At 51.9% G+C, this 14,625-nt stretch carries 11 protein-coding genes; 3 read left to right on the top strand and 8 right to left on the bottom strand.

Going from position 1 to position 14,625, the window contains the following annotated elements; translation table 11 throughout:
* Positions 1-11: 11 nt before the first annotated feature.
* The 5 genes from ACTJJI_RS06520 to dcp form a co-directional block, all read right to left on the bottom strand.
* Positions 12-1,220: an MFS transporter gene (locus ACTJJI_RS06520; RefSeq protein ID WP_440653502.1), complete on the bottom strand. Its 1,209-nt coding sequence runs from the start codon at positions 1,218-1,220 to the stop codon at positions 12-14.
* Positions 1,221-1,422: 202 nt separating this feature from the next.
* Complete coding sequence (locus ACTJJI_RS06515; protein ID WP_440653500.1) at positions 1,423-4,005, bottom strand: bifunctional diguanylate cyclase/phosphodiesterase; 2,583 nt, start codon at positions 4,003-4,005, stop codon at positions 1,423-1,425.
* Between the two features lie 212 nt (positions 4,006-4,217).
* Positions 4,218-5,336: an aspartate-semialdehyde dehydrogenase gene (asd, locus tag ACTJJI_RS06510; protein WP_440653498.1), complete on the bottom strand. Its 1,119-nt coding sequence runs from the start codon at positions 5,334-5,336 to the stop codon at positions 4,218-4,220.
* 332 nt (positions 5,337-5,668) lie between these two features.
* Positions 5,669-6,472 carry a DUF6694 family lipoprotein gene (locus ACTJJI_RS06505; protein WP_440653496.1) on the bottom strand — a complete coding sequence of 268 codons (804 nt, stop codon included), beginning with the start codon at positions 6,470-6,472 and terminating at the stop codon, positions 5,669-5,671.
* Between the two features lie 221 nt (positions 6,473-6,693).
* Complete coding sequence (gene dcp, locus ACTJJI_RS06500) at positions 6,694-8,727, bottom strand: peptidyl-dipeptidase Dcp (protein WP_440653494.1); 2,034 nt, start codon at positions 8,725-8,727, stop codon at positions 6,694-6,696.
* Positions 8,728-8,870: 143 nt separating this feature from the next.
* On the opposite strand from dcp, the gene ydfG reads away from it, so the two are divergent.
* Complete coding sequence (gene ydfG, locus ACTJJI_RS06495) at positions 8,871-9,617, top strand: bifunctional NADP-dependent 3-hydroxy acid dehydrogenase/3-hydroxypropionate dehydrogenase YdfG (RefSeq protein ID WP_063412527.1); 747 nt, start codon at positions 8,871-8,873, stop codon at positions 9,615-9,617.
* 91 nt (positions 9,618-9,708) lie between these two features.
* Positions 9,709-10,395, top strand: a complete 687-nt coding sequence (locus ACTJJI_RS06490) for a GntR family transcriptional regulator (RefSeq protein ID WP_014831740.1) — start codon at positions 9,709-9,711, stop codon at positions 10,393-10,395.
* 34 nt (positions 10,396-10,429) lie between these two features.
* Here ACTJJI_RS06490 and ACTJJI_RS06485 read toward each other — a convergent pair whose 3' ends face one another.
* Positions 10,430-10,861: a universal stress protein gene (locus ACTJJI_RS06485; protein WP_046887974.1), complete on the bottom strand. Its 432-nt coding sequence runs from the start codon at positions 10,859-10,861 to the stop codon at positions 10,430-10,432.
* 289 nt (positions 10,862-11,150) lie between these two features.
* On the opposite strand from ACTJJI_RS06485, the gene ydfZ reads away from it, so the two are divergent.
* Complete coding sequence (gene ydfZ / locus ACTJJI_RS06480; protein WP_014831738.1) at positions 11,151-11,354, top strand: putative selenium delivery protein YdfZ; 204 nt, start codon at positions 11,151-11,153, stop codon at positions 11,352-11,354.
* Between the two features lie 43 nt (positions 11,355-11,397).
* Here the strand turns inward: ydfZ and ACTJJI_RS06475 are convergent, their stop codons facing one another.
* Together ACTJJI_RS06475 and ACTJJI_RS06470 are read right to left on the bottom strand one after the other, a co-directional pair.
* Positions 11,398-12,861, bottom strand: a complete 1,464-nt coding sequence (locus ACTJJI_RS06475) for a mannitol dehydrogenase family protein (RefSeq protein WP_083022106.1) — start codon at positions 12,859-12,861, stop codon at positions 11,398-11,400.
* 223 nt (positions 12,862-13,084) lie between these two features.
* Positions 13,085-14,623, bottom strand: coding sequence for an MFS transporter (locus ACTJJI_RS06470; RefSeq protein ID WP_440653490.1), 1,539 nt, complete (start codon positions 14,621-14,623; stop codon positions 13,085-13,087).
* Positions 14,624-14,625 lie beyond the last annotated feature (2 nt).

Genomic DNA, 14,625 nt, shown 5'->3' with positions numbered 1-14,625 from the left:
CGGCACTGACGCTACGCCCCGTTCGGGGAGCTGTCGGTCTGCCAGCTCCGCTGAGCAAAGCGCAACCAGAGCAGCACCGCCACCAGCGCAATGGCGCTCAGCACACTAAAAGCCGTCGCAAAAGAGTAGTGTCCGGCGATCGTCCCGGTTAACGCGGGGCTCATCGATGCGCCAACACCCTGCATCAGCATCACCACACTCTGCCCGGCATTGACGTGCCCGCTTCCGCGCAAAAGTACCACGATAAATGACGGCACCACCACGCCCAGGATCCCGGCGGCAAGACCATCAAGAATTTGTACCGGGATCATCATAAACGGTGCATCGGTGGAGGCCGCCAGCGCCGCGCGTACCGGCATGATTAACAGCGCCAGCATGATAAAGCGCCAGTAACCGTAGCGATCGATTCGCCTGGAAACCCAGATAGCCACCGGGATCATCACCGCCTGCGAAATAATGACCGTCGCCGCAGCGAACACGCCGGGATTAACGCTGGCCGGCGCGGCGGCGACCCGCATGCTGAGCATCGGCAACAGGGCCGCATTCGCCAGATGGAACAGCAGCAGCGTCAGCCCGGTCACGAAAAGTGCCCGATTTTTTATCAACACCGCAAAACCCGGCACCGGCTGATGCTCTGAGGTGTTCAGCCCGCGCGCGGCATCGTTGTCGATATCCTTATTGCGTATCGCCAGCAGCGAACAGAGCGTTAACAGCGTCGTACAGGTCATCAGCAGGAAGATCCCGCCAATGCCCCAGTACCAGGCAATGCCTCCGGCAATCAGTGCCGTGAGGAAATTTCCGGCGTGATTGAAGGCCTCATTTTTGCCCATCTGCGTGCTAAACCCGCTCTGCCCCGTCAGCCCCAGGGTGATCCCGGTGATAAGCGGCCCCACGAACGCCGCGCAGATCCCGGTGACAATTTGCGAAACCGCAACGACGCCACTCTGCTGGCTAAACCAGAGTAGCAGCGTACTCAGGGTGATCAGCAGGCAGAGCAGCGCCAGAACCGAACGTTTGTTTTTGGTGGTGTCGGTGATAAATCCCGCTGGCAGCGTGGCCAGGAGTCCCGCCAGACCACCGGCGGTCATCAGTAAGCCGATGTCATCCGGCGTCCAGTGGCGCTCCGTCAGGAAGATACCGAGAAAAGGGCCGAGACCGTCACGGACGTCAGCGATAAAAAAACTCGTCAGGCACAACGCCCGCAGTGAACGAAGAGACATACTTCCTGCCTTTTGTCGGGATGGCTGGCTCGGTTAGCGGCGGCCTGAATCTCAAGTTCGCCCGGAAATCAAAACGTTGAGCCGAGTTTATCAGCCCGACGTCAGAGCGAAAACTACGCGATTTGATTATAGGCACGCCAGGTGACGCTGCGCTTACCCGCCCTACCGGATCAACAGGGCCAGGCAAGCAGCACGGATACCCTTAATAAATTACGTGGTTGGTTTTTAGATTTAAATCTGCAATGGCCGCCGGTTTGCCGAGTAAATATCCCTGGACTTCGTCACACTTATTTTTCTTCAGGAACGACAATTGTTCTACGGTTTCGACACCTTCTGCGGTGACCTCCATGGAATAGGCTTTACCCAGATCGATGATCTTCTCGACCACCGACTGGTTCTGTGTCGAATCCCCTAAGGAAAAAATAAAGCTTTTATCGAGTTTTAACCCGTCAAACTGAAACTTACGCAGATAGCTCAGAGAGGCATAGCCGGTACCGAAATCATCAATCAGAATGCGTACCCCCATTTTTTTGAGCGCCTTCATGGTCTGCAACGTTTTCTCTGGATTAGAGAGCGTGACATTTTCAGTCACCTCTATTTCCAGCCGGGTAGGCTCAAGCCCGGTTTCATCAAGAATAGCTTTTATTCTTTCGGCGAGATCGCTTGCCTGGAATTCAATGGCTGAAATATTGACTGAAACCGAAAGCCCCGGCAGTTTTTCATGCGTCTCTGTACAGGCCTTACGAATGACCCAGTTGCTGAGGTTGATGATGAGCCCCGTTTCTTCAGCGAGTGGAATAAACTGATCGGGCATCATGTTTCCGCGTTCAGGATGCTGCCAGCGAACCAGGGCTTCTACGGCGTCGATGCGTGAATGTCTGAGGTTATAACGCGGCTGATAAACCAGATAGAGCTGGTCTTCCCGAATTGCTGTCTTCAACGCTAATTCCAGCTTTCTGCGCTCGGTCAGCTTTTCCGACATATCCTGACGATAATAGACCCATCGGTTCCGACCGGATTGTTTAGCCTGATAAAGCGCAATATCAGCATAGCGTAAAAGGTCGTTTGCACTGGTACTGTCCTGGGGAGCCAGAGCAATGCCCATGCTGACGCCGATGGTCACATCATTACCATCAATGGTGAACGGACGGTTGAGTTCTTGCACGATGCGATGACACACCTCTTCTATGTGGTCCAGATGCCGGGTGTTGTCGAGAAGCAGCATAAATTCATCCCCGCCCTGCCGGGCGACAAAATCACCGCTACGAATACAGGCTTTAAGACGTAAAGCAACCTCACCAAGCAGGGCATCACCTGTGGAATGGCCAAAAATATCATTCACGGGTTTAAACTTATCTAAATCCATGCAAATCATGGCAAAGGGGGAATGGTGAAGATCTTCTTTCGCCAGCTGCCCCGTAAGGAATTCCTTAATATGATATCGGTTGGGAAGCCCCGTTAATTCGTCATGGCGGGACAGGAATTCAACACGTTTGGTGGCTTCAACTTCCAGAGAGACATTGGATGCAGCGCCCCGTAAAACCACCGTGCCATCAGGCTGAGAAGAAAATTTTGCCAGAAGTGTGCAATAAGAAGTGGCATTTTGATAGTTGGTATAAGGGCAATGCTTAAATTCGAAGCGTCCTGATAATTCCCGGCGCCTGACACACGGATTTAATACATCTTTGGTTGAAGGAAAAAGTTCATCCAGGCTGCGCCCTATCCATTGACTCTCATCATATCCCGTTACAGTCGAAAAACGCCCTGATAACCAGGTGATCGTTAACGCTAAATCGGTTTCCCAGAACCAATCGCTGGTTGTTTCACTGACATCCCTGAATCGTTTTTCGCTAATAATCAGATTCAGCCGTGCCTGCTCAAGGAGAAAGATATTTTCGTCATGGATTTTCGCCTTGTGCATAATATGGCGCATCAAAATAGCCGTCAGCGCAAGCGTCAGGAGAACGGAAAGAATGAGCAAGGGTAAAAAATAAATGATCAATGCCTGACCGGGATTTTCACTCTCCCAGATAATATGTACAGCACCCTTTTGGGTATTTAATGTTAATTCAGTCGGATTATTTGCCTGGGAAACGGTGTTGAAGGGCAAAGCGCGAACATTTTCGATACCCGCATCGCGTCCAATCGCGAGAAGTTTCTTAGCCGTTAACTTGTCTATAAACAGCATGGTTGAAGGCTTACCGGGCAAGGGTTGAACACTCGCATCATCACCCGTCGTGATCCAGGCCGCAGAAACAATGGCGGGTACGGAGTCGATAAGCGTTAGCGTGGACACCGGCAACCCATTATTCATACGCATTTCACTGAGTAACTGCTCTTTTGTGGCGTGATCTATCCAGCGTTGCAGATCTTCACGCTTCAGTTTTCCGTCAAGTACGCTGTAAAGGGAGGCGCCATCCGGGGACAGCACGAACACGCCTTCGTAGCCAAAGTTATCGTACAGGGACTTACCCAGGTTCTGTTTATCCCATGCCCAGTTTATGTCGATTTTTTGATGAAGGTGATTGTAGGCATCACCCCACTCAGCATAATCTTTCAAATGACTACGCACGTTTTCCTGACGGCTGTCTAACGCCTTTCTTAACAAGAATTCATCATGCTTGTCGCCGATTTTATTCACATTGTTTTTTATGATTAGCAACGAAACTATCGCTGCGATGAAAATACATATCAACAGCGTAACAATATAGGTAAATGTTTTATTTATCAGTCCCTTAGAATGCTCGCTATCCGTAAAGCCAGGGGTCTTCTGAGGTATGGTCATTCTTCGCCTTCTTAACTGCGATTACGTCATTTTTTTGTGCCATCCTCAGTTATCGGCAAAAAAAAGCAAAATTTTATAGCGAAGCCCCCTTAAGCGAAACAAACTTTATTTTACAAGCCAGATCAAATTATTGCGCATTAATTTATATAAAAAAACCGGGCTGCCCGCCCGGCTCTGTTTCCAGCCAATAATGATTCTCTGGTATAACCCAATTATACTCTGTTAAGCAGAATATTTAGCATACGCCGTAACGGTTCCGCGGCCCCCCATAATAGTTGATCCCCAACGGTCAATACCGAGTAAACAGGATCATTATTTAGCGCCATTTTTTTATAACGCCCTACGCCAACCTCAAGCGTGCCGCTAATATGTGCGGGAGTCAGCTGGCTGACGCTGGCCTCTTTATTATTAGGAACGTATTTTACCCAGGGGTGAGCGTCGCTTACTATTTTGGCAAATTCAGCTTCATCCACTTCACGTTTCAGCTTTATCGTAATCGCCGCACTATGGCACCTGATAACACCAACACGAATGCACAGACCATTAACCGGGATGGTGCCTTTTTTCAGGCCAAGGATTTTATTTGTTTCTGCTTCACCCTTCCACTCTTCGCGGCTATTGCCATCCCCCAGGTCGCTATCAATCCAGGGAATAATGCTCCCCATCAGCGGCGCGCCAAAATTCTCAACAGGCAAGTCACTGCTGTTAATCAGTTCACTGACTTTATTAACCAGTGGAAGCACCGAGCCTGAGTTTTCCAGCTCATCGGGGGTTAAATTTCGGGTGACAAATGCACTTTGGGCGATCAACTCGCGAACATGCTTTGCACCCGCCCCAGACGCCGACTGATAGGTCATCACGCTCATCCATTCAATGAGATCGGCCTTGATCAAACCGGCGAGCCCCATCAGGCTTAAGGTGATTGAACAGTTTCCGCCTACAAAAAGTTTACCGCCCTTTTTGATGGAATCATCGATATTTTCACGGTTCACAGGATCGAGGATGATACAGGCTCTTTCGTCCATTCGCAGCGCTGATGCGGCATCGATCCAGTAACCTTCCCAACCATGATCAATTAATGATTGATACATCGATTTTGTATATTCACCGCCCTGGCAGGTAATGATGATATCCATTTCCCCCAGCGCATCCAGGGAATACGCATCTTTAAGTACCGAACGGACACCATTAATGACAGGCCCAGGTGCCCCAACAGAAGACGTACTAAAAAAACTGGCTGCAATATCATTAAAATCATTTTCTTCGACCATGCGTTGCAGCAATACTGACCCAACCATGCCGCGCCAACCAACAATGCCAACCTGCTTCACGGGCTTACCTCAATGACGTTACAAAAGTGTTAAGAGAAGTAAAGTTTATAACCCGTTAAATCCCGCGCGTCATTCTTTATTTTACTCGTTTTTGCAATAATAAGAATGTTTAATAAGGGGTTAGCGAAACTGATGAATATTGTGTTTGTGTTCAAGTCAAAAAAAAATAGATATCTTTAATTAGGCTGTTTAAAACGATTTTATGCCCCGGGGAAACATAAAGTCATAGTTATCAGCGAAGCCGATGCCCACACCGATGCGCCGTTTGCAACGCCACCTTTTCTCAACGCATAAAAAACCCGCCGGTTGGCGGGTCGGTTAGTCTTTAAAGATCAGAGATTTTTTTTCTTCAACTCTTCAAGCCTGCTGTTATCTTCCTCAGTGAACATTGTTGCATCATACAACGCCTGATTATCAGTACCGTCCACTCTTACGAGTGTCACAGTCAAAACAGCGTCTTTTGGGGCATAAAGTACACCCCATTCAGAATTCTTAGGGGGGGCAATAGCCCATGTGGCTTCTTCATTTGGCTTAAGCCCCTCAGGAATATCATAGAAAAAATTACTTACCAGCCATGGTACTGAGTATCCCTCGCTTGCCATCACTCCGTGCAGGTACGCTCTGGAGATAACGGTATCAGTATTATTTTTAACAACCAGTCTAATTACGGGTTGTGGCTTACCGTCTTGCTCAGGCTCCATGGTAAATCTGGATGATAAAACCTGGATTTTCATCAACTCTTTTTTAGCCACGTCGGCGTCAGCTTTTTTCTGTTCCAGCGTTTTGATTTCCTGAGTCATCTTTTCTTTTAACTTCATCTCTCTCTCAGCAGTGACTTGCTGTGCGTAAGAGATTATTTCTTCACCCGTCTTACCAGACAGGCTTTCGCGCATCTTTTTGCTTATCTCTTCGTTATCGTTATTTGAAGTGGAACGCATCAGGTCAGCCATATTGATGTTACTGAATGCCACAACCTTTAAGGCGCTATCGAATTCCTCCCGTTTATTTTCCGGAAGTGAATCTCTGACTTTGGCTATCGAGGATTTCATTGCAGCATCAGTTGAAGAATCAATTTTGGGTTTATCGCACCCGACGAGTAAGCAAGAAAGTAATAACACACCAACAATTTTCTTCATGTTCCTGTTCCATCAGTAAAAAATTAAGATTAATCCTACCAGAGTTTGACCACACGACAAAATCTACTTGTGCATGTTATTGGAAATTTGTTGCATACCAGACGAAACCCTCAGCTTTAGCTGCTTCGCCAGTGCGGAGCAAAATTAGAGGCGTTTTCGAGAAGAGAAATTGGACAAAAAAACCGGGCTTCCGCCCGGTCCTGTTTAAGCTAAAATTGACGCTACTCGCTCAGCCCGCGATTCTCCAGCATTGGCTCAATCTTCGGATCGTGCCCGCGCCAGTTCCGGTACAGTTCAGCTAAATCCGTGCTGTTCCCGCGCGACAGAATCGCCTCGCGGAATGTTTGCCCGTTTTCACGGGTTAAGCCGCCCTGCTCGACAAACCACTGATAGCCATCGTCTGCCAGCATCTGTGTCCACAGGTAGGCGTAATAGCCTGCCGCATAGCCGCCGCCGAAGATATGCGCAAAGTAGCTGCTGCGATAACGTGGCGGTACGGCGGGCAGATCCAGCCCCTCTTTTTGCAACGCAGCCTTTTCAAATTCCTCTACGCCCGAAACGGCCTCACGAATGCCGTGCCAGTTCATGTCCAGCAGCGCGGCGCTGAGCGTTTCCGTCATGTCATAGCCTTTGTTGAAATGCGTCGCGTTAAGCATGCTCTCGCGCAGCGCGTCCGGCATGGGTTCGCCGGTCTCATAATGGCGGGCATAGTGGGTAAATACCTGCGGATGGCGGGCCCAGTGCTCATTGATTTGCGACGGAAACTCCACAAAATCACGCGGGGTATTGGTACCGGACAGCGTGGCGTAGCGCTGACTGGCAAACAGACCGTGTAGCGTGTGACCAAACTCGTGGAACAGGGTTATCACGTCATCCCAGGAGAGGAGCGCAGCACCGCCGTGACTGGGTTTTTGATAGTTACAGACATTGTAGATAACCGGTCGGGAGGCAAATTCATAAGATTGCTCAACGAAATTCCCCATCCACGCTCCGCCATGCTTTGAGTCACGGGCAAAGAAGTCACCGTAGAACAACGCCATGCCTTCCCCGGTATGATCGAAAATTTCCCACACGCGGACGTCCGGGTGATAAACCGGAATGTCGAAACGCTCAACGAAGCGAATGCCAAACAACTGGCTGGCCGTCCAGAACACCCCATCATTCAGTACGTTATTGAGTGCAAAGTACGGCTTGATTTGCGCCTCATCCAGCGCATATTTCGCCTGACGGACGCGCTCGGCGTAAAATGACCAGTCCCAGGCCAGCACGGTGAAACCACCCTGTTCGTCATCGATCACTTTCTGAATATCGGCCTGCTCACGTGCCGCCCTGTCGCGCGCCGCGGGGACAATTCCGCGCATAAAGGTCAGCGCGGCCTCAGGCGTTTTCGCCATCTGGTCGCTGATACTCCAGCTGGCAAAATCATCAAACCCCAATAGCTGCGCCTGGCGCGCGCGTAAGGCAGTGAGACGAAGGATCAGCTCGCGGGTATCATTTTCATCGCCTTTCTGCGTACGCAGCCAGCCCGCGTTGAAGAGGTTTTCACGGGTCTGTCGATTGCGAAGCAGTGAAAGCGCAGGTTGTTGGGTGGTGTTCAGGAGGGGGATTAGCCAGCGATCCTTCAGCCCTTTATCGGCGGCGGCCTGAGCAGCCGTGGCGATCTCGTCCGCGCTTAAACCCTCAAGCTGATGAACATAATCCACCACCAGCCCACCCGCATTATCGGCGGCCAGAAGACGTTGATTAAACTGGCTGATAAGTGATGCCGCTTCTGTGTTCAGGGCTTTCAGTTCAGCTTTTTCGTCATCATTCAGACGCGCCCCGGCCAGCACAAAGCGTTGGTACGTCACTTCGACCAGTCGGCGGGACTCTGCATCCAGCGCCGCACGATCCTGCCAGACGCTTTCGACGCGGGAGAATAGCGTATCGTTGAGCCAGATATCATTTGCCAGCGCGGCTAATTCAGTCGAGAACTGTTCCTCCAGCTCCTGTAAGCGGGCATTGGTGTGCGCCGACGTCATGGCGAAGAAGACACTGCTGACGCGCGCGAGCATGGCACCGCTTTTTTCCAGTGCCAGTACCGTGTTGTCAAAATCGGGGGCTACCGTTTGCGCGACGATAGCGTCAATATCTGCCCGCTTCTGGCGCAGGGCTTCATCAAACGCCGGGCGATAGTGGCTGTCGTTGATTTCATCAAAACGCGGGGCCTGATAAGGCAGCAGGCTAATGTCAAAAAAAGGATTACGGGTTGACATCTTTTACTCCTGGTAACGGTTAACTTTCCCAGAGTAGGCCAGGCCGCCGTTGACCGCAATGCGGTCATACAAATGTTGCCTTAACGCACCCTCTCAGGGCGTGCTATGTTAGTACAACACAAAAAGCGTTGAGGAACAGTGAGATGATTATTTTAGTTACCGGGGCAACGGCAGGTTTTGGTGAAAGCATCACGCGTCGCTTCGTCGCCAACGGGCATAAGGTGATTGCAACCGGTCGTCGTCAGGAGCGTCTGCAGGAGCTGAAAGAGGAGCTGGGTGACAATATCCTGACCGCGCAGCTGGACGTGCGTAACCGTGCCGCCATCGAAGAGATGATTGCCAATCTTCCTGCCCAGTGGCGTGCCATCGACGTGCTGGTCAACAACGCCGGTCTGGCGCTGGGTCTGGAGCCCGCCCATAAAGCCAGCGTTGATGACTGGGAAAACATGATCGACACCAACAACAAAGGTCTGGTGTACATGACCCGCGCCGTGCTGCCAGGCATGGTTGAGCGCAATCGCGGTCATATTATCAATATTGGCTCGACCGCCGGGAGCTGGCCATATGCGGGCGGCAACGTTTACGGTGCGACCAAGGCGTTTGTGCGCCAGTTCAGCCTGAATCTGCGTACCGATCTCCACGGCACCGCCATCCGCGTCACGGATATCGAGCCGGGCCTGGTGGGCGGTACCGAATTCTCGAACGTACGCTTCAAAGGCGATGACGCGAAAGCGGATAAAACCTACGAGAATGCCAACGCGCTGACGCCGGAAGATGTCACCGAAGCGGTCTGGTGGGTTGCGACGCTGCCAAAACACGTCAATATCAACACCGTAGAGATGATGCCTGTCAGCCAGAGCTTTGCCGGACTGAGCGTCCATCGTGGCTGACTCTGCCCTTCCCGGCCTGCGGGCCGGGTCTGTATCAGGGTATAAAAGAATGGTAGTATGTTCAGGCTAACTCTCTGAGAAATGACAACTCATGGCCGCTGAATCGCAACTCAATCCCACCCAGCCCGTTAACCAGCAAATCTATCGCATTTTACGACGTGATATTGTGCATTGCCTGATCCCGCCTGGCACGCCGCTCTCCGAAAAAGAGGTATCTGTGCGTTTTGACGTTTCCCGTCAGCCCGTGCGTGAGGCGTTTATCAAGCTTGCCGAAAACGGCCTGATTCAGATCCGCCCGCAGCGCGGCAGCTATGTGAATAAAATATCGCTTTCTCAGGTCCGTAATGGCTGTTTTGTCCGGCAGGCCATTGAGTGCGCGGTGGCGCGTCGTGCGGCCACGCTGATTAATGACAACCAGTGTTATCTGCTGGAACAGAACCTGCATCAGCAGCGTATTGCCATCGACCGTAAACAGCTTAACGATTTCTTTCAACTGGACGATGAGTTTCACCAGAAGCTGGCGCTAATTGCCGATTGTCAGCTGGCCTGGGACACCATTGAAAATATAAAAGCCACCATCGACCGTGTGCGTTATATGAGCCTCGACCACGTCTCTCCGCCGGAAATGTTGCTCCGACAGCATCATGATATTTTTAGCGCACTGGAAAAACGCGACCCTGACGGTGTGGAAAAAGCGATGACTGTCCATCTGCAGGAGATCAGCGAATCCGTGCAGCTTATTCGTCAGGAAAATAGCGAGTGGTTTAGTGAAGAGTAAAATTCGCCGCCCCTTAACGGGCGCGGCGAGAATATCAGCGCACGACCAGGACGGGAATAGTGGCGTAGCGCAGGATAGATTCGGCATTTGAACCCAACAGATGCGTGGTGATACTCGGGTTTTTTGAGCCGATAACAATCACGTCATATTCCCCTTCTTTGCTCATCCTGATAATTTCGTCGCGCACGTTGCCGAAACGTACCTCACAATGAATGTCCTCCGGGGTGAGATCGAAGAGACGCGATAACTCCTTCATCTTTTTGCTGGATTCCGCGGTCATATACTCTTCAAACTTCCTGATATCTGCATTGAACCCGCGCAGTAACGAGCGGCTGCTGTTGGGCAGAATGTTGACCAGGGTAATCGATGCGCCTTCAGCCTTCGCCAGGTTGGCCGCATGCCGCACCGCTTTATCGCTTAAATCCATTTCAAACACATCAACAGGCATCAAAATCTTTTTATACATAAGCCTGACTCCTTATTGTTAAAAGACGTTATTTACTGCACCCAGAGTGCCATGAGAAATATAAACCCGACCTAAACGCTCACCGGCTGAAATTATCAATTAAAGAAAATAACTGTCCGCTTTGTAAATCAGTGTCGTGAACCGTCATCGCCGTACCGGAATCAACAAAAAAGTGTGAGTTTGATCAAAAACAAAAAAACGATCGCCAGAGAGGCGTATTTATAGTGCCCCGTGGACGGCACAACCTGAAATAGCGCCGTAACGGATGTGTTAGCGAGGAGAAAATACCATGATGACTTACGACCGTAACCGTAATGCAATTACCACCGGTAGCCGCGTAATGATTAACGGCACCGGGCACACAGGCGTAATTAAAGCGATCCACAGCGACGGGCTGGATGCCGCGCAGGTGCGTCGTAGCAAAACGGTGGAAGTGGAAGGATGCGAAGGTAAGTTCGAACCGATTGAACTGATTCGTTTGGGTATGCACTAACCGGTGCGACATCATGCCGCCGCGAACGGCGGCATGACATGAATTACAGCTGTGCCGCGTACTGCGCAACCGTGGCTTTCGCCCCTTTTTGCAGTAACGTCTGATACGCCGTCATGACCGCCTCAACAAAGCACGTTTCGTATGGCAGTTCCTTGCCGAAGATGGCCTCAATGCCCAGCAGGGCTTTCACCCGACTTTCCCCTTCCGCGCTCCCGTTGACCGCCGCCTGAATCACTGCCAGCTGAGGATCGCTCACCTCGATGGCGTTCCCCTGCTCATCCACCCCGCCGACATAGCGCATCCAGCCCGCTACACCCAGCGCCAGCAGCGGGAAAGGTTTCTGATGCGCCAGATGCCAGCGCACGGAATCCAGCATACGTTGCGGAAGCTTCTGGCTGCCGTCCATCGCGATTTGCCAGGTCCGGTGACGCAGGGCCGGGTTGCTGTAGCGCGCTATCAGCAGATCGGCATAGTGGCCTAAATCAACCCCTTTGACTTTCAGCGTCGGCGCCTGCTCTTTCAGCATCAGCGCGTGGGCGGCACGGCGGTAATGTTCATCTTCCATACAGTCGTTGATGTGCTGATACCCCGCCAGATAGCCAAGGTACGCCAGGAAAGAATGGCTGCCGTTGAGCATACGCAACTTCATCTCTTCAAACGGAATAACGTCGGCCACCAGCTCCGCCCCCGCCTTTTCCCACTGCGGACGTCCGGCGACGAAGTTGTCCTCAATGACCCACTGACGGAACGGCTCGCAGGCCACGCCCGCCGGATCGCGTACGCCGGTCAATTGTTCGATTTTATCCAGCGTTTCCGGCGTCACCGCAGGCACAATACGATCCACCATGGTTGACGGGAAGGTGACGTTGGCCTCAATCCACGCGGCCAGCTCCGCGTCGACCGCGCGGGCATAGGCGCAGGTGACATTGCGCATAACGTGGCCATTCTCCGGCATGTTGTCACAGGACATCACGCTAAAGGCAGGCAGCCCCGCCGCTTTGCGTCGCGCCAGCGCTTCAACCACTACACCCGGCGCAGATTTTGGCTGATGCGGGTTTTGCAGGTCGGCCGCAATCAATGGGTGATCGAGCATCAGTTTGCCCGTCGCCGGTGAGTGGCAGTAGCCTTTTTCGGTGATGGTAAGCGACACAATCGCCACCTGCGGCTCACACATCGCCGCCAGTACGGCATCCAGCCCGTCAACCTGCGCGTGCAGCGCGTTTTTGACCACGCCGACGACCCGTGACGTCCACGCGTCCGCCGACATTTCGGCCACAGTATAAAGGGTATCCTGCGCGTTCAGATCGGCAATCTGCTGCTCACCGCCAATCAGGTTCACTTCTGTGTAACCCCAGTCGCTGCCGTGTTCAGCGGCCAGAATATCGGCGTACACCGCCTGGTGTGCACGGTGGAACGCGCCAAACCCTAAATGAACAATGCGTGCCTGGAGGCTGCCGCGATCGTACTGAGGCAGCGTCGCTTTCGCCTGTAATAATCGGTTTTCCATGGTTGAGACTCGTTTAATTAAGGAAGCTGAGTTCTGCGACCGCACGTTGGCGCGCGGCCGCGCATGTTGACTACACCAGCCAGAATGGCAGTAACCCCTGGTGCCTTGCCCACCACCATACGGGTTATGTTCAGCGGAACATTGATTTACATTAACTTTGCGCCAACTGGTGTGATATCAAAATTAAGTTGTGTGACATCTTTCAAAAAGATATGTACCACCATCACACAGGATTACGCGCCGGTTCTGTGCCAGAACGGCCAGCGGGCTCACGGCACAGCCTGTCGTAGGAATACCCCGTCAGATCTTCCACCACGCGGCGTGCTTCGGCGGAAGCCAGTTGGGGAGAACCGTTCGCTTTCAGGCGGTCCAGTTCATCCACGAAGATCTTGTGCGTACGCTTGTTCAGATGGAACGTTAATGCCTGCCACAACGCCAGGATGAGTAAGCCCGCAGTCCCGATGAACATCAGCATTGCGATGGTATGAATGGCTTCCTCCGGCTGTGTCTGGCTGCCCTTTACAAAGCCGCCATTCTGCAACAGCAGCCCCACAATAAAGGTGGCGATGGCCACGGTCGTTTTGCGGGAGAAGGTCATCACCGCCGCGAACAGCCCCTCGCGACGCTGGCGACTAACCATTTCGTCAATATCCGGGATGAACGGGAAGACGTTCCACGGCGTAAACTCCAGCACACAGCGACCTACCTGATATAACCCGGCCAGAACAACCAGCGTCGCGACGGTATTGAGTGCCGGAATTTGATACACGGCGAAAAAGCCACCCAGGCAAAGCATCATCAGCGAGTAGGCGAACACATACAGCTTCGACGGCCCGAATTTTATGATCCCCACTCCCGCGATCAGCGTGACAGGCAGGCCGACGATACTCATCGACAGCAGTGTGCCGGCGAGCGACGAAGAGACATTCAGGCAGTAAACACAGAAGAAGACAAACACGGTGTTGTAGACATCTTTCCCGGTAAACGACAGCAGGTAGATGGCAAGGTGTTTTCTGAAAGCCCGGATTTTCAGCGTTGAACCATACTCTTTAAAGAGGCGACCAAAGGCAGCCAGCTTTTGCGTCAGCGTTCGGGGCGCCGTGCTGGTTTCAAGCTCGGCCAGCATTTCCGGGGTTAACTCGCGTTCCCAGGTCACCTTCCACGAGATAAAGACGCACACCATAAACAGGACGGCAAAAATAACGCCGTTAATCAGATAAGCATGGGCGCTGTTTTCCCCAAAATAGCCAATCAGCAGCCCCGGAATGAACGTCGCCAGGAAGGTGCCGGACGCAGAAAGGAACATGCGGCAGGTCGAAAGCTTGGTGCGCTGGTTAAAGTCTTTTGTCATTTCCGATGGCAGCGTTTCCCAGGGGATCAATACCATCGCAGCGATAATTTCAAACGCCAGATAGACCGCGAGATAAAAACCGTAGGTCATGCCATCAAGCCACAGTAACGCATAGACCAGCATTAACGGCGCGCCGATCAGCAAAAAGAAGCGTCGACGACCAAATTTTTTACCAAAATAATTTTTGTAAAAATGATCGGTGAAACTTCCCATAAACAGACTGACAATGGCATCGACAATACGCGCGATGGCGACAATGGAGGCTGCTTCAACCGGCGATAGCCCAACGAATGTCGTATAGAAAAATAATAGCCAGGCGCCGATCACGGTAAATGCACCGCCACCCATAATATCCGTTAGTCCGTAGCCGATACTAACCGGAATGGTAATTTTTTTAGCCGCACGAGACATAT

The organism is Enterobacter sp. 22466 (assembly GCF_052044775.1).
Taxonomy (GTDB): domain Bacteria; phylum Pseudomonadota; class Gammaproteobacteria; order Enterobacterales; family Enterobacteriaceae; genus Enterobacter; species Enterobacter dissolvens.
Note: the sequence above shows the minus strand (reverse complement) of the source record. Positions and strands in the feature narration are given on the sequence as shown.